Raw genomic sequence first — 21,715 nt, forward strand, 5'->3', positions numbered from 1 at the left:
CGGCTGCCCGGTGGTGTCGGATGAGGTATGCGGGGCGAATTGCGGTGCGCTGGGCCGGACGGTTGCCGGGGTGGGGCGATGAGTGGGGTGTTGTTTCTGTTCTCCGGGCCGGGTGGGGAGCACGGTCGGATGGGGCGGGCGCTGGCGGCGCGGTATCCGGTGTTCGCGCGGACGGTGGATGCCGCGACGGAAGCCGTGGTGCGGGCCGGTGGGCGGCGCGTGTGGACGCCGCGGCACGGGTTCGCTAAGAGTTTGGAGACGGCCGATGCGGTGCAACCGGCGCTGTACGTCTATCAGCTCGCGCTCGCGGAGCTGGTGCGGGCGTGGGGAATTCGTGCCGACGCGGTGGTGGGGCACGGGGCGGGGGAGGTCGCGGCCGCGGTGGTCAGCGGTGCGCTGACACCGGCCGACGGCGCGCGTGTCGTCACCACCCGCGGGCACACCCTGGCGCGGCTGGCGGACCCGGGGGCGGCGGCCGTGGTGGAGGCGGCGGCCGAGGATGTGCGGCGGCTGGTGGAGCCGATGCGGTCGGCGATCTCGATCGCGACGGTGAACGGCCCTCGTTCGGTGGTGGTGACCGGAGTGCCGCGCTACGTCGAGACGCTGGTGCGCCGCGCCCGGCGGCGCGGACTGTCCGCCCGGCTCAGCACCGTCGACCCGCTGACACATGTCCGCACCGACCAGGATGCGCTGCCGGAGTTCGCCTCTCGGCTCGACGGGGTGCTGGCGCGCACACCCCGCGTGCCCTTCTACTCGACCGTGCGCCGCGGGCGCGTCAGCACCGACGCCGACCTCACCGCCGAGTACTGGGCCGAGAACGCCTCGGGCGCGGTGGAATTGGACGCGGCGTTGGCAGCGGCCGCCGCGAACGGCCTGTCGACAGTGGTGGAGATAGCTCCCGACCCGACACTCACCTCCGCCGTCCGCGACAACCCGGCCTTCGCCGACTCGACATACCCCCTCGTGGTCGGCGACAACGAGGCCGAGTCCTTCCTGGAGGCAGTGGCCCGGCTGTACGCGGGCGGTCGGCTGACCGCACCCGCGCGCATCACGACCGACATTCCTCCGGCCGATTCCCAGACCACCGAGCCACGCATTCGGAGTGCCGACACCCGAGCCGACGATGGCCGAACCGACATTCGTTCGGCCGACTCGCGCGCCACCGACTCACGGGACGACGATGCACGCACGGCGGGAGCGTCGTCCGCCTCGGGCTCGGAGGGTATCCGGCCGGTCGACGCTCGCTCCACCCTCACGGGACCAGCGGCGGGCGAGAGTGCCGAAATGCCAAGACATTCGGCCGATAAGACGGAGGCTCTGCGCGGGGTGGCCGTGTACGACCCCACGGTGGCGACAGCTACGGAGTGGGCGGCATCGATTCTCAACGAGGAGTGCTGGGTGCCGGTCGAGCGGTCGGGTCGGGGCGTCCCGGCGGATCCGCCGTTCTATCAGGGACTCGTGGTGGGCGAGTCCGCGGCGGCGGCGGGACTCGAGGAGCACTTGAGTCGCCGCATTCCGGCGCTGCGGATCACGCGTGATCCGGTGGACGCCGGGCCGATCGTCGCGTCGATGCTGGCCGATCACGCGGTGCCGACGGCGGTGGCGCTGGTGTGGTCGACGCCGGAACTGCCGGGGCCGGTGACCACGGGCGTCGCCGGGGCGCTCGATGTACTGCAACGACTGCAGGACAGCGCGGCGGTCGCGACCTTGACGGTGGTGCTGACCGATCGAGCATCGCTGACACAGCACGCGATCGCCGGTCTGGTCCGGTCCCTGCAATTGGAGTCGCGGATACCGACCCGGCTGATCTGGACCTCCGACGACGACCCCGCGCCGGTGGCGGATCTCGTGCTGGAACCCGCTGGGCCGCAGGAGGTCAGGGTCTTCGAGCATACGGTCACCGCGCGGCGTTTCCGGACCGCGCCCGGTGCTCCCGCGCCGATCGGCGTGCGGCCCGAGGGCACCTATGTGGTGACCGGTGGTCTCGGCGCGCTCGGTTCGGTGGCCGCGCGCTGGCTGCTCGACGCCGGCGCCCGCGACCTGGTGGTGCTGACCCGCACGCCGCGCCCGCTGCCGCAGCTCCTCGAAGGTCTGGACGACCGGATCGTCGTGGTCCGCTGCGACGTGACCGATCGCGCCGATCTGGCCAACGCGCTGTTCGACATCCGGGCGTGCGGATCCACCATCCGGGGCGCGGTGCACGCGGCCGGTGTCCGGCGCGACGCCGAATTCGCCACTGTGACACCGGCTCTGCTGGCGGAGCTGTTCGAACCCAGAGCCGGTGCGGCCCGCCATCTGATCGATCTCACGGCGGCCGATCCGATCGATTTCGTACTGCTGTCCTCCTCGGCCACCGGTGCGCTCGGCGCGCCGGGGCAGGCCGCCGACGCCGCCGCGCACGCCGCCCTGGACGCGCTGGCGCGCAACCGCGTCGACGACCGGGTGCGCAGCATCGGCTGGGGCCATTGGATTTCCGGCCCGGTCACTCCCACGACCGACGCGCGCTGGCGCCGGGCCGGTGTGACGCCGTTCGACGTGGCGCGCGGCACCGCCGTGTTGTCCGTCGCACTCGCCCATCGCACGCCGACCCTGCTGGCGCTGGACTACACCCCGACCGGCGATACCTCACCGATGGCAACCAGACTGCGTGACGCGATCCCCCAACGCCCGGCCCACGTCCGACCCCGCAGCGTGGCGGACGACCTCACCACCCTGCCCGGCCGCCCGCCGGTCGCCTCGCTGAGCGCGGCCCTCGCGGAGAACATTCGCCCTGCGCGCCATCGCGATTCGCCTTGACCGGGGCCGACCGTAAGGAATGCCGTGAGTATCGCGGAATTATCGGCAAGGCGACATGCGCACAGCGAACCCGATCAGTCCGGATCGCGGCCGAGTAGGCGGTCCGTTTCACGCCGTTCGCGTTTGGTGGGGCGGCCGGAGCCGCGATCGCGGCGGGGCATGGTGGCGAGGACTTCCGGCGCGGGCGGCGGTGGGGACTTGTCGATCAGGCATTGGGCGGCGATGGCCGCACCCACGCGCTTGGCGATGACGCGTTCCACGACGACGATGCGTTCTACGCCGTGCACTCGCACGCGGACTTCGTCGCCGGGCTTGATCTGGTGAGCGGGTTTGACCGCGACGCCGTTGACGCGGACATGCCCTGCTCGGCAGGCCGTCGCGGCCGCCGATCGAGTTTTGAACAAGCGCACCGCCCACACCCAGGAATCGATCCGGGCGGTGCCGAGTGTCTGATCCGTCTCTCCGCGCATACGTTCAGAAGGTTACGCGCGGGGCGGAGCCAGGCAATAGGTCAGGCGACGCGACGCGCGGTGACGATCGTGTCGGGGTTCAGGTGCGAGTACTCGACGGGCTCGCCGGCCTGCGGCGCGTGCAGGATCTGACCGTCACCGGCGTACATGGCCACGTGGCCGCCGCCGTTCTGGATGATCAGGTCGCCCGGCTGCAGGTCCTGGAAGGCGACCGGCTTGCCGACGTGCGACTGCTCGAAGCTGGTGCGCGGCAGGTCGATTCCGGCCTGCTTGTAGGCCCACTTCACCAGGCCGGAGCAGTCGAAGCCGTTCGGGCCGTTGCCGCCCCAGACGTACTGGGCGCCGATCTTGCTGCGCGCGGCATCGAGGGCGATGTCGCCGTTGCTGTTCGGCTTCTGCTGGTCGAACAGGCCGCCGAAGCCGGGCGCGGCCGGGCCGGGAGCCATGGCCTGCGGCGCCGCCATGGACTGCTGGAAGCCCTTGATCTCGTCGGCGTGGTCGGCGAGTGCCTGGTTGGCCTGAGCGACCTGCTGGTCGTACTCGGGGCCGAGCGGCACGTCGAAGTTGCCGAACCCGGGGACGTTGATGGTCGCTGCCTGCGCCGAAATGGCCGGCATAGCACCAGTGGAAGCGGCGACGGCGCCGAAAACCAGCGCACCCTTCACGGAATTCGGGAGCCGAGATTCCCGCTGCAAGCTGTGTTTACCCACCGAGCTGAGTCTCCTGTTTCTTCCTGCCCACCCACCGACCGGGTTAGCTGACGGGTTCGGGCCGGGAAGTTCGGCCCTACCCTTCGACCGTGTGGCCGAAAGGGATTCACCCCACAAACCTGGGTCCCCGGCTCGGTGATCGGGCTGCCCACCCGGCCACCGATTAGGCGGTAACTCGATGGGCCGCCTCGCCTGCGAAGCGACTGACTCCATCGGGTCACGAAGAGATTACGACGAGCGCGCCGTGTTGTCCACCCCACAGCGCAGCGTGTTCGGCAGCGTCCGCGAACCCCCAGGACAGCTTCCGATTTCGCGTATTCGGGCCGGTGATAACGACTCCGCATCACTGCTGGCAAGGGTGTTATCGAACCGAGAAGCGCCGGCGTTACCGTCCCGGACGCGCTCAGTTGTCCGAACCGCCACGCGTCTGCAATGTCCGTTCCAGCGCGCTGATCCGTTCGCGCGCCTCGGCCAGTTCGACCTCCAGCCGTCCCAGCGCCATCACCAGCGGGCCGACGGCGAGATCGGCGACCAGTTGGGGATCGTCGAAGCCCTGCGCGATCGCCGACAGGATGTTGCGGCGGATGTGAGTGGCCACCGGAGCGTTCTCGGGCACGTTCCAGGATTCGACGACCTCGACGACGGTGGGGACGGGTTCCTCCGACATGACTCTCCCTGCGCTGGGACCGGTTTCATGACATTCTCCAGCGTAGGTAGCCGTTCTCGGTGCGCGCATGCCGGACGATAGCTATCTCTAGGGCTTTCCGTAGATGCCACGAGAATGTGGTCGCGACAGGCTACGGTGTACGGGCATGGACCCCGTGCGGAATCCGTATGCCCCCGGCGCCGGTCAGCGACCGCCCGAACTCGCCGGACGCGCCAAGCAACTCGACACCTTCGACATCGTGCTCGAGCGCGTCTCGCGCGGACGTCCCGAGCGCAGCGTGATGCTCACCGGACTACGCGGCGTCGGAAAGACGGTCCTGCTCAACCAGCTTCGTTCCATCGCCCGCTCGCGCGGTTGGGGCACCGGCAAATTGGAGGCCCGGCCCGACCAGGAACTGCGCCGGCCGCTGGCCTCCGCGCTGCACATGGCGGTGCGGCAGGTCGCCGTGGCGCACCGCAATCCGGAGATGGTGGACGATTTCCTGGGCATCCTGAAGGCCTTCGCCCTGCGGGCCACGGCCGACAAGGGCATGCGTGAGCGGTGGCAACCCGGCATCGACGTCCCGGCCGTCACCGGGCGCGCGGATTCCGGCGATATCGAGATCGATCTGGTGGAGCTGCTGATGGAGGCCGGTCAGCTGGCACAGGACAGCGGCGTCGGCATCGCGATCTTCATCGACGAGATGCAGGACCTGGGCCCGGCCGACATCTCCGCGATCTGCGGCGCGTGCCACGAGCTGAGCCAGGAGGCGGCGCCGCTGATCGTGGTGGGCGCGGGCCTGCCGCATCTGCCCGCGGTGCTCTCGGCGTCGAAGAGTTACTCCGAGCGACTGTTCGGCTACCACAAGATCGACCGGTTGGACCGTGAGGCCGCCGACCTGGCCCTGATCGCGCCCGCCGAGCGGGAACAGGTGAAGTTCACCGAGTCGGCACTGGATGTGCTGTACCACAAGGCCGATGGCTACCCGTATTTCGTGCAGGCCTACGGCAAGGCGACCTGGGATGTGGCGGCGCAGAGCCCGATCGGCGCCGAGGACGTCGAATTGGCCGCGCCCGCCGCCGAGGAGGAATTGGCGGTCGGCTTCTTCGGCTCCCGGTACGAGCGGGCCACCCCCGCCGAGCGAGAGTACATGCGCGCCATGGCCGATCTGTCCGGCGACGACGGTCCGGTGGCGACCGCGGCGGTCGCCAAAGAGCTGGGCCGCAAGCCCGCCTCGCTGTCACCGGCCCGCGACGGGCTGATCAAGAAGGGATTGATCTACTCCGCCGAGCGCGGCACCATCGGCTTCACGGTTCCGCACTTCGGACGCTACCTGCGCAGCGTCAGTACCTAGACCGGAATCACGGCAGGTGGACGCAGCGCCCGTCGAAGCTGCCGTCGGATTCCCGGAATACGGGCCAGCGCAATGCCTTCGAGCGCGTTTCCGGCCCGTAGATGCCGTCGACCGCCGCGCCGGATTCGGTCTGCCGATGCTGCACGGCATTGCGGGTCGCGTTGTCGTAGGCGCTGCTCACGGTCAGCGGGATGTGCTGGCACAGCGTGAGCGCCTGCTGCAGGGCGGCCACCGAGTCGCCCTGGTCGCCGACGCCGAGCAGGCACCTGCCATCGTCGTGATCGGCTGCGCCGCTGGGCAATTGCGCGTACGCGCCGCCGCCGACCGGGACGCGGGCGCGCCAGAAGCAGTGCTTGCTCGTCACCGGTGCGGCACTGCTGTGCGGCGCGCCGGACGACCCGGCGGGCTTATCCGGTTGTGCGACAAGGGCTCCCACGACACCGGCGACGGCCGCCGCGGTGACCGCACCGGCGATCGCCGTCCAGCGCGACCATCGCCGGGAACGGCTCGGAGCCGTCGTGCCGCCCGGCGCCGCACCACCGCGCAGGACCGTGGTCACCGCCGCCGCGAATTCGGTGCAACTCTGGAATCGCGCATCGGGGTCGTCCGCCATGGCCCGCGCGATCACGGCGTCCAATCCGGGCGGCACCTCGGCCTGGGCGCGGGTCGGGGCGTGCGTGGCGTCGTCGGGCCGGGTGGACCTGGCCTCCGGGCGCGGCGACCGCCCCGCCGGGTGCCCGCCGGTGAGCAGTGCGAGCAGGGTGGCGCCCAGGGAGTAGATGTCGGCGCGCCGATCCGCGGAGCGGCCCGCGAGCACCTCCGGCGCCGCGTACGCGGGAGTGCAGTCCAGCCAACCGGTTTCGGTCACGGTGGCGTCCGCGTCGACGGTGCGGGCCAGCCCGAAATCGACGACCAGGATCCGGTCGCCGTCGTCACCGTCGGCCACCAATAGGTTCGACGGCTTCACGTCGCGGTGCAGCAGGTTCTGATCGTGGGCGTGCTGCAGTCCGCGCGCGGCCGCGCAGACGATGCCCGCGGCGCGTTCGGGGGCCAGCCCGGCGGGCTCGCGGCGGATGAGCTCACCGGCGTCGGTACCGGGCACGTACTGCATCGCTATCCACAGCGCGTCGTCCTCGGCGCCGCGGTTGTACACCGACACCACGTTCGGGTGATCGAGCCGGCACGCCATCTCCGCCTCGCGGCGAAACAGGCTGCGGTAGCGGGGATTAGCGCCCAGTCGCTCGTCCAGCACCTTCAACGCCACCCGCCGCGGCAGTTCGGGATCGTCGGCGAGGTACACCGCGCCCATACCGCCCGCACCGAGGGTCCGCACGATCGTGTAGCCCGCGAATATCTGCCCTGGCCGCAACAACATCCCGCCCTCCGCTGGGAACCGGTCGTCTCACCCGAACACACTGCCAGCACTTCACACCCGGCCGTCCCCTGTCAAGCGGCGGCACGGCGGGTGATGTCGGTTGCCAGGGCTATCTACAGCTATCTAGCAAAGTGCACAGATTGGCATAGAAAGACATGTCCACGTTCTAGGACGGAAACGTTCCTAGTTGATTTCTACCGTTGTTGCCATGAACAGCACGGAGATTCAGCCCTTCCACATCGACATCCCGCAGTCGGACGTCGATGACCTGCGTCGGCGGCTGGCCGAGACCCGCTGGCCCGCACAGCTTCCCGGCTCCGGCCGCAGTCGGGGCGTACCTGTCGCCGAGGTACGCGAGCTGGCCCGGCACTGGGGCGCCGCGTTCGACTGGCGCGCACAGGAGCGGCGGCTCAACGAGTTTCCGCAATACCGCACCGAAATCGACGGTACGGCAGTGCATTTCCTGCACGTGCGCGCCGCGGATCCGGAGGCGCTGCCCCTGGTGCTGAACCACGGGTGGCCGAATTCCATCGCGGAATTCACCGAGCTGATCGGGAGACTGACCGATCCCCACGGCGACGCCGCGGCGCAGGCCTTCCACGTGGTGGTGCCGTCGGTCCCGGGATTCGGCTTCTCCGACGCGCCACACGACACGGGCTGGACCGTCGAGCGCGTCGCCTCGATGTGGGCGCGGCTCATGGCCCGGCTCGGCTACGACCGCTACCTGGTGCAGGGCGGCGACCTGGGCAGCTATGTGGCCACGGCGCTGGCGGAGGCGGCGCCGGAACATGTCGCGGGGCTGTATATCACCGGCGGCCTGGGCTTTCCGACCGAGGCCGACGTGCCGGAGCTGACCGACGCGGAGCGCGCGGCGTACGACGCCATGATGTCGGCGGACTGGGTGAACGGCGTCGACCACCACGCGCTGTTGCGGTCGGCGCCGCAGACCTTCGACTTCGGCTGGAGCGATTCGCCGGCGGCGGCGCTGGCCTGGATGCGGCAGAAGTTCCACGATTTCAGCGCCGCCGGCGCGCTCGCCGACGCGATAGACCGCGACGCCTTCCTGACGAATCTGAGCGTCTACTGGTTCACGCGCTCGTTCGGCACCTCGGCATGGCCGTATTACGAGAGCACCGGCTTCGCCTGGCCGCGGGGTTCGGCAGCGGTGCCGACCGGCGTGTACAGCGGCCCGCCCGGCATCCGGCGGCTCGCCGAACGCACCGCGAAGGTCGTGCACTGGCCGGAGGACAACCCGTCGGGCCATCACTTCATCGCCATGGACCGACCCGACGCGTACGCCGCCGACCTGCGGAGATTCGTCGCGGCCAGCGGGTAACCGGCCGTCTCGAGGTAAATCTTCCTATATCTAGTCAGATCATTAGATATAGGAAGATTGCCCTACGGCGCCGCTCCCGCGCGGGTCGACGGCAGGAACGGAGTCAACAGGTTCTGCTCGGTGGACGGGCCGAACTGCCATTCGGCGATCCACGGGCCGGTGCCCTCGCTCGGGTCGGACACACCCTCCTCGAGCCATTGGTACCGGCCGTCGAGCACCCCGCGGGCCACCGCGGTGTCGGCCTCGTCGGTGTTGTCCCACAACTCGTCGAACAGGCGCTCGATGCGCAGGCGCGACTGCTTGCAGAAGGTGTCGGCCAGTTCCTCGGCCGCCGCGGCCTCGGCTCCGTCCGCCACGCGCAGCGCCCGCGCCCGGACGCAGGCCGCCGACATCGCGAACAGTTCGGCGCCGATGTCGACGATGCGCCCCAGGAAACCTTGCCGGTACTCGAGTTTCGCCTGCCAGCGGCCCATGGCGTACATCAGCGACCGGGCCTGCTTGCGCGACATCCGCTCGACGAACCGGACATGCTTGGCCAGCGGCCCGAACTCGGCGTAGGTCGCCGGCACCGACCCCGCGCCGACGGCCAGCTGCGGGAACCACTTGGCGTAGAAGCCGCCCGCGCCGACGGCCGCCTTCGCTTTGGCTTTGAATTCCGCGTTGCGATCGACCAGGGCGCCGGCGGCGGCCATGTGCGCGTCGGCCATCTCGCGGGCGATCAGCAGCCGCATGATCTCGCTGGACCCCTCGAAGATTCGGTTGATCCGCAGGTCGCGGACCAATTGCTCGGCGGCGACCGCCCGCTCGCCGCGCGCCCGCAGCGACGCCGCCGTCTCGTAACCGCGCCCGCCGCGGATCTGCACCAGCTCGTCGGCGATCCGGCAGCTCATCTCCGAGGCCCACAGCTTGGCCAGCGCGGCCTCGATGCGGATGTCGTTGCGGTCCTCGTCGCACATGGTGCCGGACAGGTCCAGCGCCGCCTCGAGCGCGAAGGTCGTCGCGGCGATGTAGGACAGCTTCGCGCCGACCGCGGCGTGCTCGCCGACCGGGCGGCCCCACTGCACCCGGGCGGCCGACCATTCCCGGGCGATCTTCAGCGACCACTTGGCCGCGGCCGTGCACAGCGCCGGAATCGCGAGGCGGCCCGCGTTGAGCGTGGTGAGCGCGATCTTGAGACCGTCACCCTCGCGACCGATCAAGTTGGCCTTGGGCACTCGCACGTCGTGCATGCGGGTGACACCGTTCTCGATACCGCGCAGGCCCATGAACGCGTTGCGCCGTTCGACGGTGATGCCGGGGGAGTCGGCCTCGACCACGAACGCGGAGATGCCGCCGCGGCGTCCTTCACCGCGCGGCACCCGGGCCATCACGACGAGCAGTTCCGCGACCACGCCGTTGGTGGTCCACAGCTTGACGCCGTTGAGCAGGTAGGCCTCGCCGTCCTCGGTCGGCGTCGCGGTGCATGCCATGCGGGCCGGATCCGAACCCACATCGGGCTCGGTGAGCAGGAAGGCGCTCACCGCGCCGCGCGCGCAGCGCGGCAGGAATTCGCGCTTCTGCTCCGGCGTGCCCGCCAACTTCAACGGCTCCGGCACGCCGATCGACTGATGCGCCGACAGCAGCACGCCCAGGCTCGGGTGCGCCGACCCGACGACCATCAACGCCTTGTTGTACCCGACCTGCGACAGGCCCTGCCCGCCGTACTCCTCGGGAATCTTGAGCCCGAAACAGCCGAGTTCGGCCAGGCCGCGGACGTATTCGGCGGGGATCTTCGCCGTCTCCTCGATCACGTCGCCGTCGATCGTGTCGACGTAGGCGCGCAGCCGGTCCAGATAGGCCGCGGTCTTGGCGCTGTCCTGCGCCGACGGCTGCGGGTACGGGTGGATCAGGTCGAGCCGGAACCGGCCGAGGAACATCTCCTTCGCGAAAGACGGCTTCGCCCAGGTGGTTTCGCGGGATTCTTCGACGAGAGCGCGGGCCTGTTCTTCGGTGGCGTCTACTTTCGCGGTGGCCGTCATGCTGTCCTCCATCGGACGTGATCAGAATCACATTCGAGTGTAGGAGGGTTTGTTACCCGCCGGTAGAGGTGCGAACGGCACCGTTTCGGCATCGTGTACATAACGGCAGGTTCGCGCGGTTAACGCGCTGGAAATCCCTATCGACAACCGGGCAGGAACGGATTTCCCCGGGAGACATGATGTCCACGATCGCACTACGCGCCGCCGACTTCGACGGTCACCATGTCACCGTCTGCGCGGACGACGGCACACCGCTCGCCGCGCGCGTGTTCGGCTCCGACACCGCACCGCTGACCGTCGTCTTCGTGCACGGCCACTGCCTGCGCACCGAATCCTGGTCGTTCCTGCGGGAGCAGTTGCGGCGGCAGTGGGGCGAGGGCACCCGCATGGTGTTCTACGACCATCGCGGGCACGGCGAGTCGGGCTCGGCCGATCCGGACACCTACACCATCGATCAGCTCGGCCACGACCTCGACGCCGTACTGCGCACCGTCGCCCCGTCCGGTCCCGTGGTGCTGGTCGGGCATTCGATGGGCGCGATGGTGGTGCTGGCCTACGCCCGGCTGTTCCCGGCGGCGGTGGGCTCCCGCATCGTCGGCATCGGACTGCTGGCCGCGGCGGCCGGCGGCCTGACCACCGTGGGCCTGGCGCGCTTCCTGAACCGGCACGCGGTCAGCTCGCTGCGGGCCGCCGTACGCCGCGCGCCGCGGCTGATGCAGACGTCGAAGCGGTTGTCCCGCAGGGTCTTCGAGCCGATGGTGCGCGAGGCCGGGTTCGGAACGCGCAAGGTGAACCCGCACATGGCCGCGATCGCGACCGCGATGCTCAACGACACGCCGCTGCTGACCATGACCAGCTTCCTCGACTCGCTGATCCGCTTCGACGAGAACGCGACCCTGCGGCTGCTGTCCGATCTGCCGACGCTGGTGCTGGCCGGGTCGGCCGACATCATGATCCCCTTCGCGCACTCGGTGGTGCTGGCCTCCCAGCTCAGCGGCGCCGAACTGGTCCGCCTGGACGGCGCCGGGCACAGCGTGATCCTCGAACGCGCCGAGGAGGTGGCGGCCGCGGTGGCGGCGCTGGTCGAACGGGCCGTCGGCGTCGACCGCGGCGCGGCCTATGCCGCAGCGGGCTGAAACGAACAATTTTCGAATCGACACGAGCGCTCGCGCCGAAGATCACGTACTGTGTTGTAGATCACGATGTGCGGTCTGTCACACGGGCTCGAGGAGGTTTCGATGACACGCAGCGAGATTGCTGAGCTGCACTTCGCCGTGGGCCAGCTCCGGCAATGCCTGGGCGCACTGCGGTCCCACTACGGAGACGCCAACTCCGTGCGGCGACTGGAGAACGACCTCGAGCGCCTCACCATAGACGCGGACGAATTCGAGAAGTCGCCCCCGCCCGAGGTTGCCGAGCGACGCGAGCAAGAGGTCATCTACGTCCCGGACAGCAAGTCCGACGAGGCCGCCTGGATGGGCGCGCAGGACGAGGGCCTGGGCTTCCACTCCCGCCCCCGCACGAAGTAATAGTTCGGTCCGCAGCGCGAGTCGGGGCGCCCGGCTCGCGTACGAGTAGTTCCGGCACGGTGCTGCTTCAGGCGCGGTGACGGCCCGAGCGGCGGCTCCGCAGGCCGTGGAATCGCGCTCCCCTGGGGGTATTCGCCGCCGGTGCGGCCGCCGACGACTCGAACAGCATCGCGACCCCGCGGTCAGCCGCCGAGTCCGCGGCGACCAGCGCGTACGCGCCACCTCGCCGGGCCAGCTCGTGCAGCAGGGTGGCCGTCATCCGAGCGCCGGTCGCCGCGCCCGGATCGCCCAGGGCCAGCGCGCCGCCGTTGACGTTCACCGTGTCGAGGTCGTGCCGGCCGAAGTGCCGGGTCAGCGCGAGCACCTCGACCGCCGACCGTTCCGCCACCTCCAGCAGATCGATGTCGTCGAGCGAGAGGCCGTTGCGCGACAACAGTTTCGCGACCGCCGCGGCGACGGCGGGCGTGCTGCCGTCGGTGCCCGCCGCCGCCCAGTCGGTCACGTAGGCGAGCGGCTCCAGCCCGAGATCGACCAGCCGGTCCTCGGCCACCAACAGGCAGGCCGCGGCGCCCGCGCCGGGCACGCCGACGGCGGCCGCGGTGAGCACGCCGCCGGGCAGCAGCGGGGCCAGGCTCGTCAGCGCGCGAGTCGACATATCGGCGCGCGACTGCTCGTCGCGACCCACCAGATGCGGTACGGCGCTTTCGGATCGGTGCCGCAACTCGTCCGGCGCGGCGGCCACCACCGGAACGATCTCGGCGTCGAAGATCCCCTGCCGCCAGGCGCGGGCGGCGCGGCGACGGCTGCCCAGCGCGAACTCGTCGGAGTCGGTGCGCTCGAGGTGATACCGCTCGGCCAGGCGCTCGGCATGCGCCGGATCGGCGGCGGCGAGCGCGGTTTCGGCGGGAACGGTGTCGTGCACGCCCCCGGCGACCACCACGGCCGCGGTCTCGGCGTGCACCATCGTGGCGGCGACGATCAGGGCTGACAGGCCGTCGCCGGCTCCCACCTCGAAACCGGCCAGGGCGGACGGCAATCCGGCACCGAGCGCGGCGGGGCGGGCGACGCCGGGCGGACCCGCCAGCACCACCTCGTCGACGCGGGCGACGTCGAGTTCCGCGCGACCGACGGCACCGGCGATCGCGGCCGCGGCCAGTCGCCACGGCGGCACGGCCGCCACCGCGCCACCGGCGAACCCGCTCGGCGTGCGCACCGGCGACACGATCGCCGCTCTCCTCATCGACTCTCCTTCTCGCGCCGCGCTGCCGACAGCTAACTGCCACGCGGCGGTGATCGCATCCGCTGACCGGCGACGCCACCGCGCCGAGCGCCCGGCAACCACCGCCGAGACGCGGCCGGGCAGGGGCGGCCGGGCCCGCCGGACACGCAGCCCACCACAGCGTTGTTGCTGGTATGTGACGTCGGGACCAGCGCCGACGCGGTGTGAAACGACCCAATTCCGAACATGCGGTGAAAGGCCCTGTGGTCCAGGACAGTTCGTGAGGGTTGCTTACGGTTCACTGTCGAGACCGCCACGCCACATGATCAGAAAATGTGGCGCAAATCATAGCCGTCCAGGCGGGTCGATATTGCCGGGACCGGGCGCGGGTCATAGCAGGGGTGACGTATGGTGCTCACCATCACATTCGATGCCGGAGGTAACGATGACGTTCCACGGGGTAGATCAGCGAGGCATCCTGCAGTGACCGCAGCACCGACACGCGCACCCGAACCGGGCACGGGGGTCTTCAGCGCAACCCGCGCGGCCATTTCCGACCGGACGCTCCGCACCGATCGATGGTGGATCCCACCGCTGATCACGGTAGTAGGGCTGGGCGCGTTCATCATCTACGCGACCGTGAGAGCCTTTGTGCGCTCGGCCTATTGGGTGGCCGACTACCACTATCTGACGCCGTTCTACTCACCCTGCGTGAGCACCTCGTGCGTCGAGGGCTCGGCACACTTCGGGCACTGGGTGGACGCGCTGCCGGTATGGATCCCGCTCGGGTTCCTGGTGCTGCCGTTCCTGCTGCTGTTCCGCCTGACCTGCTACTACTACCGCAAGGCCTACTACCGGGCGGTGTGGTTCTCGCCGCCGGCCTGCGCGGTGGCCGAGCCGCACGCGAAATACACGGGGGAGACCCGGCTTCCGCTGATCATCCAGAACGCGCACCGCTACTTCTTCTATGTGGCGTGCATCGTCTCGGTGGTCAACACCTACGACGCGATCGTCGCCTTCCACGGCAAGTCCGGCGGCTTCGGGTTCGGGCTGGGCAATCTGGTGCTGCTGCTGAATGTGGTGCTGCTGTGGGCGTACACGCTCTCCTGCCACTCCTGCCGGCACATCGCGGGCGGGCGGCTCAAGCACTTCTCCGCGCATCCGGTCCGGTACTGGTTCTGGACGCAGGTGTCGAAGCTGAACACCCGCCACATGGCGCTGGCCTGGACGACGCTGGGCACGCTGGTGCTCACCGACTTCTACGTCATGCTCGTCGCCAGCGGCACCCTCACGGATCTGCGCTTCGTCGACTGATCCCCGACCTCCCACCACCTCAGCATCTCCCTCTGTCTCCCAGGAGTATTCGGTTCCATGCCTGAAGTCGAACGGCACAAGTACGACGTCGTCGTGATCGGTGCCGGCGGCGCCGGCCTGCGCGCGGTGATCGAGGCGCGTGAGCACGGTCTGTCGGTGGCGGTGGTGTGCAAGTCGCTGTTCGGCAAGGCACACACCGTGATGGCCGAGGGCGGCTGCGCGGCGTCCATGGGCAACGCCAACGAGAAGGACAACTGGCAGACGCACTTCAAGGACACGATGCGCGGCGGCAAGTTCCTCAACAACTGGCGCATGGCCGAACTGCACGCCCAGGAGGCTCCCGACCGGGTGTGGGAACTGGAAACCTATGGGGCGCTGTTCGATCGGACCGCGGACGGGCGAATCAGCCAGCGCAACTTCGGCGGCCACACCTATCCCCGGCTCGCGCACGTCGGCGACCGCACCGGTCTCGAGATCATCCGCACCATGCAGCAGAAGATCGTCTCGCTGCAGCAGGAGGATTTCAAGGCGACCGGCGACTACGAGTCGCGGATCAAGGTGTTCGCCGAGTGCACCATCACCGACCTGCTCAAGGACGGCGACCGGATCTCCGGCGCCTTCGGCTACTGGCGGGAATCGGGCCGGTTCATCCTGTTCGAGACGCCCGCGGTGGTGCTGGCGACGGGCGGAATCGGCAAGTCGTACAAGGTGACCTCGAATTCCTGGGAGTACACCGGCGACGGCCACGCGCTGGCGCTGCGGGCCGGGGCGACGCTGATCAACATGGAGTTCCTGCAGTTCCATCCGACCGGCATGGTCTGGCCGCCGAGCGTGAAGGGCATCCTGGTCACCGAGGGCGTGCGCGGCGACGGCGGGGTGCTGAAGAACACCGAGGGCAAGCGCTTCATGTTCGACTACATCCCCGGAGTGTTCAAGGGGCAGTATGCCGAAACCGAAGAAGAAGCCGATCAATGGTTGCGCGACAACGATTCCGCGCGCCGCACCCCCGATCTGCTGCCCCGTGACGAAGTGGCCCGGGCCATCAACGAAGAGGTGAAGGCCGGGCGCGGGACCCCGCACGGCGGCGTCTATCTCGACATCGCCTCGCGCCTGCCCGCCGCGGAGATCATGAAGCGGCTGCCGTCCATGCACCACCAGTTCAAGGAGCTGGCGGACGTGGACATCACGAAGGAACCGATGGAGGTCGGGCCGACCTGCCATTACGTGATGGGCGGGATCGAGGTCGACCCGGACACCGGCGCCGCGACCGTCCCGGGCCTGTTCGCCGCGGGCGAGTGTTCCGGCGGCATGCACGGCTCCAACCGGCTCGGCGGCAACTCGCTGTCGGACCTGCTGGTCTTCGGCCGCCGGGCCGGGCTGGGCGCTGCCAGTTACGTCGAACAGCTCGGCGGCGAACGTCCGGCCGTCACCGACGGCGACCTGGCCGACGCCGCGAAAACCGCACTGGCGCCGTTCGATCCGCCGGGCACCGGCGCGGGCGAGAACCCGTACACCCTGCACACCGACATGCAGCAGGCGATGAACGACCTGGTCGGCATCATCCGCAAGGAGCACGAACTGCGGGAGGCGATCGAGAAGCTCGGTCAACTGCGCGAGCGCTTCGACAGCGTCACCGTGGAGGGCCACCGGCAGTTCAACCCGGGCTGGCATCTGGCCCTGGATCTGCGGAACATGTTGCTGGTCAGCGAATGTGTCGCGCAGGCGGCGCTGCTGCGCACCGAGAGCCGCGGCGGACACACCCGCGACGACCACCCGCAGATGGACCCGGCCTGGCGGCACCGGCTGCTGGTGTGCCGGGTGGACCCGGACGAGGCCGACCGGACCGTGCCCGCGGTGACGGTGACACCGGCGGACCAGGAACCGATGCGCGACGACCTGCTCGCCCTGTTCGACCTGAACGAGCTCGAAAAGTATTACACCTCGGAGGAACTCGCCGCCCATCCCGCGGCCACCGCCTCCGCGAAAGGGGATGCGTAGCAATGGGTTACGACGCCCGGTTCCGAGTATGGCGCGGCGACACCGAGGGTGGCGAGCTGCAGGACTTCACCGTCGAGGTGAACGAGGGCGAGGTCGTGCTCGACATCGTCCACCGCTTGCAGGCCACCCAGGCGCCCGATCTGGCGGTGCGGTGGAACTGCAAGGCGGGCAAGTGCGGTTCGTGTTCGGCGGAGGTCAACGGCCGTCCGCGGCTGCTGTGCATGACGCGGATGTCGACCTTCGACACCGACGAGGTGATCACGGTGACCCCGCTGCGCACCTTCCCCGTGATCCGCGATCTGGTGACGGATGTGTCGCTGAACTATCGGAAGGCGCGCGAGATCCCGTCCTTCACGCCGCCGGACGACCTGAAGCCGGGCGAGTACCGCATGCAGCAGCGCGACGTGGAACGCTCGCAGGAGTTCCGCAAGTGCATCGAATGTTTCCTGTGTCAGAACACCTGTCACGTGGTGCGCGATCACGAGGAGAACAAGGAGGCCTTCGCCGGCCCTCGTTATCTGATGCGCATCGCGGAGCTGGAAATGCATCCGCTGGACGTGGCCGACCGCCGGGATATGGCGCAGGACGAATTCGGCCTCGGTTACTGCAATATCACCAAGTGCTGCACCGAGGTGTGCCCCGAGCACATCAAGATCACCGACAACGCGCTGATCCCGATGAAGGAACGCGTGGCGGATCGGAAATACGATCCGATCGTCTGGCTGGGTAACAAACTGTTCCGTCGTTAGGCCACACGGCCTTTCGGGGAACGAAACGCCCGGGCTCGATCGGGGGCCCGGGCGGCCGGAACGGCGGCGCGAGCGTCAGAGTTGGGTCACCACGCCGATGGCGACCACCGCGACCAGCAATCCGACCAATAACGCCGACAGCACGGCCCCGGTCAACATGTACACACCCACCGCGGATACCACGAACAGCATCCCTACGATCAGGCGTTCCACCCAGTCGCCGGGGAGCGGTTTGCGGTACCGGGAAGAGGTGTTCCTGAGCCCACGGTCCACAAAATGTCGGATACCCGTTCATTGCGCGGGCAAACATTCATTCGTTGCACAACGGCCGCCGATTCGTGATCATCTTCGCGCTGCTCACACGCGGTGGAATCGGCGCGGCCGGACAATGCGGAGCGGGCCGTCACCGGCACTCGGCAACGACCCGCCCGAGAGATGGTCAGGCGCGGCCGATTCCGCTGCCGCGCACGCCGTCGACGAATCCGGCCCACTCGTCGGAACCGAAGATCAACGCCGGACCGCCGGGATTCTTGCTGTCCCGGACGCCGACGCGCCCGTCGGCCAGGAACGCGACCTCGACGCACTCCTTGCCCGCGCCGCTACGGCTGCTCTTGAACCATCGGGCGCCGACCAACTCACTGCTCATCCTGCGTCCTTTCCGAGCGGGGGCGTGTTCGCGCACACTGCCCTCGACCACTCATGCCGTGTAATCCTTCGCGACCTGCCGCAGCAGGTGCCTACTCGCGGGAACGTCCAGCGCGCAACGCAACAGGCTCTCGTGCGCCCGTCGATACCGCCGCACGTCACCTTGTCTCTCGAGATACAGATCTCCGGTGAAGCCCTCCACGTACACCACGGGCGGCTCCACCGGCTGCCCCTTGCTGTCGGTTCCGAATTCGAGGATCACGAACGGGCCGGTCGAAAGACCCAGGGGGACACCGGCCGCGAAGGGCAGGATGCGCAGCGTGACATTTTCCCTGGTACTCAGGTCGGCCAGGTGCCGTAGCTGCGCCGACATCACCCTTGCACTTCCGACGACGCGGCGCAAGACCGATTCTCCCAGTACGACATCCACCGTCGCGGGCTGAGTTTTGCGAGTGATCAAGGCCTGCCGCTGCAGTCGCAGCTGCACGCGGCGCTCCACTTCGGCCTCGCTGTCGTCGGGATAGCCGAGGCCGTTGAGCGCGCGGGCGTACTCGGCGGTCTGTAGCAGGCCCGGCACCAGTTCGGACTGGTAGGAGGTCAGCCGTTGCGCCGACGCCTCCAAACCCACATAGACGTCGAAGTTTTCGGGGATGAGGTCGCCGTAGCCGTGCCACCAACTCTTGACGGCGGCCTGCTGGGCCAGGCCCTTGAGGCCCTCGGCGATGTCGTCCGGAATGCCGTATATGCGGCACAGCTCCTGAATGTCTATGGTGCGGATGCGATCTGCCTGGCCCTTCTCGAGCCGCTGCAGCGTGCTGGCGCCCCACTCCATCAGCCGGGCGGCCTCCGCGATGGTCAGCCCGGCCTGAGTTCGCCAGTCCCGCAGGTACCTTCCGAGCTGGCGGCGGGGGAGCGTCGACGACGCGTTCACAGAATTCTCAGACACAGCGCACTCCGTTCTCTCGGATGCCTTTCGTCCACTATGGAGAATCTTGCTCCCCCAGGTGGATTCGCTGCTGGAGATTCGCGCGAATTCCCTTTGGATATCCAAATCGGGCTTGGCAACCGTCCAGTTGCGGGATGCTGGAAGTGTGCCAGCGACGGCACAGGATCTGGAATCGCACGCAGGAACGAGGAGTCATGGCTGTACACGTCATCGGGTCGTCGTTGATGACCAGCGACCTAACCCCGCATCGCGCCCGCAGCGTCGGACACGAAAGCTGGGTGGTGTCCTATCTTCCCGGCCGCACCCTCACCGGCACCCAGGCGGTCGCCGCGCTACAGGTTGCCGAAGTGGTGCCGCCGCTGCTCGACGCCGTCGGCGGGCTCGCCGACGAGTTCGGCCTGACCCCACTGGAAGCCGTCGGTATGGCTATTCACCAGCAGCCCTGGGACGACCCGGCGCCACCACCCGGCCGCCGGTCCCGGCGAGCCGTGGCGGGGGCGCCGGGGGTACCGGCATGCAACTGACCAGTCTGCACCTACCGGTCGCCGGACTACTGCGCTGCGGCGTGGATCCGGGCATCCTCACCGCCGAACAAGCCCACGCCGCAATGCAACTGCACATCGACTGCACCGTGGACACCTGCAAGGTGCGCCGCCGCGCCCGCACCGTACTGGTGGAGCAGGGGCGCTGCGTGCTCGACGAACGGGCCATGCCGTGATCGCCCGGGAGAACGGCCGCACGGTGGTCCGGCTGCCCGAGACGCGCAGCGCCGTTCCCGCGCGGCACGCGGCCCGCCGCGCCGCGCGCTCGCCTCGGCACACGCCGGCGCCCGGCCGCCGGGTGCCGCGCACGACCGCCCGCGTCGGACCTGCCCGGCATGCCGCGTCGGCCCGGCGCGTGGGGATGCGACACCGCTCCGCGCACGCCGGGCTGGACAATTACGACCGCCTGCTGCTGTGGTTCGCCGGGTGGCTGCTCAGCCTCCGGATCGCTCTGGTCGGAGAGCACCCGATCGACGAAACCTAGTATGCCGCAGGGTTACCCGGCGACGACGCCCATCAGGGCATCGACGAAGGGCTGACCGCCCATGATCGCGCCGCCGGCCAGCGCGCCGACCAGCAGACCGATCGGACCGGTGAGCCAGCTCAGGAAGAACATGCCGAGCACGGCGCCGATGAGGCCGCCGATCAGCCCGCCGGCGACCATGCCGACGACGTTGTTGTTGAGTTCGCTCACGAGCCGGCTCATCGGATCCACCGGCTGCAGCTCACCGATGTTCGCGCCCTTGGCATCCGGCGTCAGGGCGAGTGTGCGGCCGTCCGCGCTGATCTGCTGGGCCACCGGCAGGCGGTTGCCGCGGACCTCGAAAGTCAGTGGCACCTCGGCGATCACGGCGCCCTCGGCGGAGCGCAGCGCGACCTTGCTGCCGTTGTCGACGGTTTCGAACCGGCCACCGTCGACGGTGGTGGTGAGCACGCGTTCGTCCTCGGACAGCGTGGAGTGATAGGCGACGCCCTGATCGACGCCCGACGACGTCAGTTCGCGAGTGGGGGCCGATGACGGTGTGGCGTTCACGGTTCCCGCTGTGATGCCCACGGCGACGACAGCCATGAGGGTGGTGGCGGCGAGCCTGCCGAGCTTCATCCTCTGATATCCTTTTTATACTCTTAATTCACACCGAGCCCTGGCGCGCCCGGTCGGCGACATACAGCGCCCGACTCTTGTTGCCGGAGGGTGCGATTGGCGAGATGCCACGGAGATTCGTTGCCGAATTGTGACCTTTGTGCGCCTTCGACTCGACGCGCGGCTCCGTTTGGTGTATGCACTACGTGTCTTCGACTTGCACTCTCACACTTCGGATCTCGCCAGTGATGGTTCGAAGCCGACACACTGGAGGATGGCACGTGTCGCGCCGACGCATCCATGCCGGATTCACTTTGGCGGGTTTCGTCATCGCGGCCGCGCTCTCGACGGCATGTCTCGCCGCAGCCGTGTTGTCGCTGATGGGCGACGACGAACCCACCCCCGTGCGGACACAGGCGGCCACCACCGCCACGCCGAGCGCGACCACGCAGGGACAACCGGGGCTCGTGGTCCCGAATCCCGCTGAGTCCTCGACCGAACCGGCGCCCACGGCCGCGCCCGCGGTCAACAAGGACGCCGCGCTGCGCAAGGACCCGGCCGAGATCGAGCTGAACGTCGGTGACTGCGTGGCCTTCGGCGGCGGCGACCCGGCCGTCAGCAAGTCCACCTGTGGCAGCACCGGTTCCAGCTACAAGGTCGTCGACAAGGCCGATCCGGCCAAGCGCTGCCCGGCCGACGTCGACCGGTCCTACACCGCCGCCGAGCCGAACGCCGGATCGCTGTGCCTCGACATCAACTGGGTGGTCGGCGGCTGCATGGACATGAGCAGCGACACCCCCAAGCCGATCGAGTGCGGCGCCCGACCCCCGAAGGGCGTGCGCGTGGTGGAGATCAAGCAGGGCACCGCGAACGTCAACGAGTGCTCGACAGGCGATCGCGGCTTCGTGTACAACCAGCGGAAGTTCGTGGTGTGCGTGGCGTCCCTGTGAGGCGCTGAGCTGCCACCGGTTGCGGCGGCGGGGCGTA

At 69.1% G+C, this 21,715-nt stretch carries 22 protein-coding genes and 1 riboswitch; of the genes, 12 read left to right on the forward strand and 10 right to left on the reverse strand.

Annotation, left to right across the window (positions count from 1 at the left end; translation table 11 throughout):
* Positions 1-78 precede the first annotated feature (78 nt).
* Positions 79-2,796 carry an SDR family NAD(P)-dependent oxidoreductase gene (locus QH470_RS11335; RefSeq protein ID WP_280272264.1) on the forward strand — a complete coding sequence of 906 codons (2,718 nt, stop codon included), beginning with the start codon at positions 79-81 and terminating at the stop codon, positions 2,794-2,796.
* A 74-nt stretch (positions 2,797-2,870) separates the two neighbouring features.
* Here QH470_RS11335 and QH470_RS11340 read toward each other — a convergent pair whose 3' ends face one another.
* From QH470_RS11340 to QH470_RS11350, 3 genes are all read right to left on the reverse strand, one after another.
* A complete protein-coding gene (locus QH470_RS11340) occupies positions 2,871-3,266 on the reverse strand; it encodes an RNA-binding S4 domain-containing protein (protein ID WP_280272265.1) in 396 nt (131 codons plus the stop codon).
* 41 nt (positions 3,267-3,307) lie between these two features.
* Complete coding sequence (locus QH470_RS11345; protein WP_280272266.1) at positions 3,308-3,883, reverse strand: C40 family peptidase; 576 nt, start codon at positions 3,881-3,883, stop codon at positions 3,308-3,310.
* 110 nt (positions 3,884-3,993) lie between these two features.
* A riboswitch (cyclic di-AMP (ydaO/yuaA leader) is annotated at positions 3,994-4,156 on the reverse strand.
* Positions 4,157-4,379: 223 nt separating this feature from the next.
* On the reverse strand, positions 4,380-4,643 hold the full coding sequence (locus QH470_RS11350) for a hypothetical protein (protein WP_280272267.1): 264 nt from the start codon (positions 4,641-4,643) through the stop codon (positions 4,380-4,382).
* A gap of 145 nt (positions 4,644-4,788) precedes the next feature.
* On the opposite strand from QH470_RS11350, the gene QH470_RS11355 reads away from it, so the two are divergent.
* Complete coding sequence (locus QH470_RS11355) at positions 4,789-5,976, forward strand: AAA family ATPase (protein ID WP_280272268.1); 1,188 nt, start codon at positions 4,789-4,791, stop codon at positions 5,974-5,976.
* Between the two features lie 7 nt (positions 5,977-5,983).
* Here the strand turns inward: QH470_RS11355 and QH470_RS11360 are convergent, their stop codons facing one another.
* On the reverse strand, positions 5,984-7,351 hold the full coding sequence (locus QH470_RS11360; protein ID WP_280272269.1) for a protein kinase domain-containing protein: 1,368 nt from the start codon (positions 7,349-7,351) through the stop codon (positions 5,984-5,986).
* A 208-nt stretch (positions 7,352-7,559) separates the two neighbouring features.
* Here QH470_RS11360 and QH470_RS11365 point away from each other — a divergent pair, with 208 nt between their 5' ends.
* Positions 7,560-8,687: an epoxide hydrolase family protein gene (locus QH470_RS11365; protein ID WP_280272270.1), complete on the forward strand. Its 1,128-nt coding sequence runs from the start codon at positions 7,560-7,562 to the stop codon at positions 8,685-8,687.
* 62 nt (positions 8,688-8,749) lie between these two features.
* On the opposite strand, the gene QH470_RS11370 is transcribed toward QH470_RS11365, so the two are convergent.
* Positions 8,750-10,705, reverse strand: a complete 1,956-nt coding sequence (locus QH470_RS11370) for an acyl-CoA dehydrogenase family protein (RefSeq protein WP_280272271.1) — start codon at positions 10,703-10,705, stop codon at positions 8,750-8,752.
* A gap of 176 nt (positions 10,706-10,881) precedes the next feature.
* Here QH470_RS11370 and QH470_RS11375 point away from each other — a divergent pair, with 176 nt between their 5' ends.
* Both QH470_RS11375 and QH470_RS11380 read left to right on the forward strand, forming a co-directional pair.
* Positions 10,882-11,841, forward strand: a complete 960-nt coding sequence (locus tag QH470_RS11375) for an alpha/beta fold hydrolase (protein WP_280272272.1) — start codon at positions 10,882-10,884, stop codon at positions 11,839-11,841.
* A 102-nt stretch (positions 11,842-11,943) separates the two neighbouring features.
* A complete protein-coding gene (locus QH470_RS11380) occupies positions 11,944-12,234 on the forward strand; it encodes a hypothetical protein (protein ID WP_280272273.1) in 291 nt (96 codons plus the stop codon).
* A gap of 67 nt (positions 12,235-12,301) precedes the next feature.
* On the opposite strand, the gene QH470_RS11385 is transcribed toward QH470_RS11380, so the two are convergent.
* On the reverse strand, positions 12,302-13,474 hold the full coding sequence (locus QH470_RS11385; protein ID WP_280272274.1) for a thiolase family protein: 1,173 nt from the start codon (positions 13,472-13,474) through the stop codon (positions 12,302-12,304).
* A 462-nt stretch (positions 13,475-13,936) separates the two neighbouring features.
* On the opposite strand from QH470_RS11385, the gene QH470_RS11390 reads away from it, so the two are divergent.
* The 3 genes from QH470_RS11390 to QH470_RS11400 are packed head-to-tail and all read left to right on the forward strand — an operon-like array spanning position 13,937 to position 17,514.
* On the forward strand, positions 13,937-14,767 hold the full coding sequence (locus QH470_RS11390; protein WP_280272275.1) for a hypothetical protein: 831 nt from the start codon (positions 13,937-13,939) through the stop codon (positions 14,765-14,767).
* A gap of 57 nt (positions 14,768-14,824) precedes the next feature.
* On the forward strand, positions 14,825-16,765 hold the full coding sequence (locus tag QH470_RS11395) for a fumarate reductase/succinate dehydrogenase flavoprotein subunit (protein ID WP_280272276.1): 1,941 nt from the start codon (positions 14,825-14,827) through the stop codon (positions 16,763-16,765).
* 2 nt (positions 16,766-16,767) lie between these two features.
* Positions 16,768-17,514 carry a succinate dehydrogenase/fumarate reductase iron-sulfur subunit gene (locus QH470_RS11400; RefSeq protein ID WP_280272277.1) on the forward strand — a complete coding sequence of 249 codons (747 nt, stop codon included), beginning with the start codon at positions 16,768-16,770 and terminating at the stop codon, positions 17,512-17,514.
* Between the two features lie 75 nt (positions 17,515-17,589).
* Here QH470_RS11400 and QH470_RS11405 read toward each other — a convergent pair whose 3' ends face one another.
* From QH470_RS11405 to QH470_RS11415, 3 genes are all read right to left on the reverse strand, one after another.
* Positions 17,590-17,727 carry a hypothetical protein gene (locus QH470_RS11405; RefSeq protein ID WP_280272278.1) on the reverse strand — a complete coding sequence of 46 codons (138 nt, stop codon included), beginning with the start codon at positions 17,725-17,727 and terminating at the stop codon, positions 17,590-17,592.
* A gap of 226 nt (positions 17,728-17,953) precedes the next feature.
* Positions 17,954-18,160: a DUF397 domain-containing protein gene (locus QH470_RS11410; protein ID WP_280272279.1), complete on the reverse strand. Its 207-nt coding sequence runs from the start codon at positions 18,158-18,160 to the stop codon at positions 17,954-17,956.
* A gap of 51 nt (positions 18,161-18,211) precedes the next feature.
* Positions 18,212-19,105 (reverse strand): helix-turn-helix domain-containing protein, encoded by an 894-nt coding sequence (locus QH470_RS11415; protein WP_280272280.1) that lies wholly within the window; start codon positions 19,103-19,105, stop codon positions 18,212-18,214.
* Positions 19,106-19,299: 194 nt separating this feature from the next.
* On the opposite strand from QH470_RS11415, the gene QH470_RS11420 reads away from it, so the two are divergent.
* From QH470_RS11420 to QH470_RS11430, 3 genes are read left to right on the forward strand one after another with little or no spacing between them, the layout of a single operon-like run.
* On the forward strand, positions 19,300-19,629 hold the full coding sequence (locus QH470_RS11420) for a hypothetical protein (RefSeq protein ID WP_280272281.1): 330 nt from the start codon (positions 19,300-19,302) through the stop codon (positions 19,627-19,629).
* Positions 19,620-19,823: a hypothetical protein gene (locus tag QH470_RS11425; RefSeq protein WP_280272282.1), complete on the forward strand. Its 204-nt coding sequence runs from the start codon at positions 19,620-19,622 to the stop codon at positions 19,821-19,823. Before QH470_RS11420 ends, QH470_RS11425 begins: the two co-directional genes overlap by 10 nt.
* Positions 19,820-20,131, forward strand: a complete 312-nt coding sequence (locus QH470_RS11430; RefSeq protein WP_280272283.1) for a hypothetical protein — start codon at positions 19,820-19,822, stop codon at positions 20,129-20,131. Before QH470_RS11425 ends, QH470_RS11430 begins: the two co-directional genes overlap by 4 nt.
* A gap of 12 nt (positions 20,132-20,143) precedes the next feature.
* Here the strand turns inward: QH470_RS11430 and QH470_RS11435 are convergent, their stop codons facing one another.
* Positions 20,144-20,749 carry a DUF8020 domain-containing protein gene (locus QH470_RS11435; RefSeq protein WP_280272284.1) on the reverse strand — a complete coding sequence of 202 codons (606 nt, stop codon included), beginning with the start codon at positions 20,747-20,749 and terminating at the stop codon, positions 20,144-20,146.
* A 260-nt stretch (positions 20,750-21,009) separates the two neighbouring features.
* Here QH470_RS11435 and lppU point away from each other — a divergent pair, with 260 nt between their 5' ends.
* Entirely contained in the window at positions 21,010-21,678 is a 669-nt protein-coding gene (lppU, locus tag QH470_RS11440; protein ID WP_280272285.1) for an LppU family putative lipoprotein, read from the forward strand.
* Positions 21,679-21,715: the final 37 nt, after the last annotated feature.

This window comes from Nocardia wallacei (assembly GCF_029868745.1).
Classification (GTDB): domain Bacteria; phylum Actinomycetota; class Actinomycetes; order Mycobacteriales; family Mycobacteriaceae; genus Nocardia; species Nocardia wallacei_B.

Bases quoted from the DNA above. Each gene is read 5' to 3' on its own strand.
- QH470_RS11335 (WP_280272264.1), top strand. From the start codon at position 79: ATGAGTGGGGTGTTGTTTCTGTTCTCCGGGCCGGGTGGGGAGCACGGT.
- QH470_RS11340 (WP_280272265.1), bottom strand. From the start codon at position 3,266: ATGCGCGGAGAGACGGATCAGACACTCGGCACCGCCCGGATCGATTCC.
- QH470_RS11345 (WP_280272266.1), bottom strand. From the start codon at position 3,883: ATGCCGGCCATTTCGGCGCAGGCAGCGACCATCAACGTCCCCGGGTTC.
- QH470_RS11350 (WP_280272267.1), bottom strand. From the start codon at position 4,643: ATGTCGGAGGAACCCGTCCCCACCGTCGTCGAGGTCGTCGAATCCTGG.
- QH470_RS11355 (WP_280272268.1), top strand. From the start codon at position 4,789: ATGGACCCCGTGCGGAATCCGTATGCCCCCGGCGCCGGTCAGCGACCG.
- QH470_RS11360 (WP_280272269.1), bottom strand. From the start codon at position 7,351: ATGTTGTTGCGGCCAGGGCAGATATTCGCGGGCTACACGATCGTGCGG.
- QH470_RS11365 (WP_280272270.1), top strand. From the start codon at position 7,560: ATGAACAGCACGGAGATTCAGCCCTTCCACATCGACATCCCGCAGTCG.
- QH470_RS11370 (WP_280272271.1), bottom strand. From the start codon at position 10,705: ATGACGGCCACCGCGAAAGTAGACGCCACCGAAGAACAGGCCCGCGCT.
- QH470_RS11375 (WP_280272272.1), top strand. From the start codon at position 10,882: ATGATGTCCACGATCGCACTACGCGCCGCCGACTTCGACGGTCACCAT.
- QH470_RS11380 (WP_280272273.1), top strand. From the start codon at position 11,944: ATGACACGCAGCGAGATTGCTGAGCTGCACTTCGCCGTGGGCCAGCTC.
- QH470_RS11385 (WP_280272274.1), bottom strand. From the start codon at position 13,474: ATGAGGAGAGCGGCGATCGTGTCGCCGGTGCGCACGCCGAGCGGGTTC.
- QH470_RS11395 (WP_280272276.1), top strand. From the start codon at position 14,825: ATGCCTGAAGTCGAACGGCACAAGTACGACGTCGTCGTGATCGGTGCC.
- QH470_RS11400 (WP_280272277.1), top strand. From the start codon at position 16,768: ATGGGTTACGACGCCCGGTTCCGAGTATGGCGCGGCGACACCGAGGGT.
- QH470_RS11410 (WP_280272279.1), bottom strand. From the start codon at position 18,160: ATGAGCAGTGAGTTGGTCGGCGCCCGATGGTTCAAGAGCAGCCGTAGC.
- QH470_RS11420 (WP_280272281.1), top strand. From the start codon at position 19,300: ATGGCTGTACACGTCATCGGGTCGTCGTTGATGACCAGCGACCTAACC.
- QH470_RS11425 (WP_280272282.1), top strand. From the start codon at position 19,620: ATGCAACTGACCAGTCTGCACCTACCGGTCGCCGGACTACTGCGCTGC.
- QH470_RS11435 (WP_280272284.1), bottom strand. From the start codon at position 20,749: ATGAAGCTCGGCAGGCTCGCCGCCACCACCCTCATGGCTGTCGTCGCC.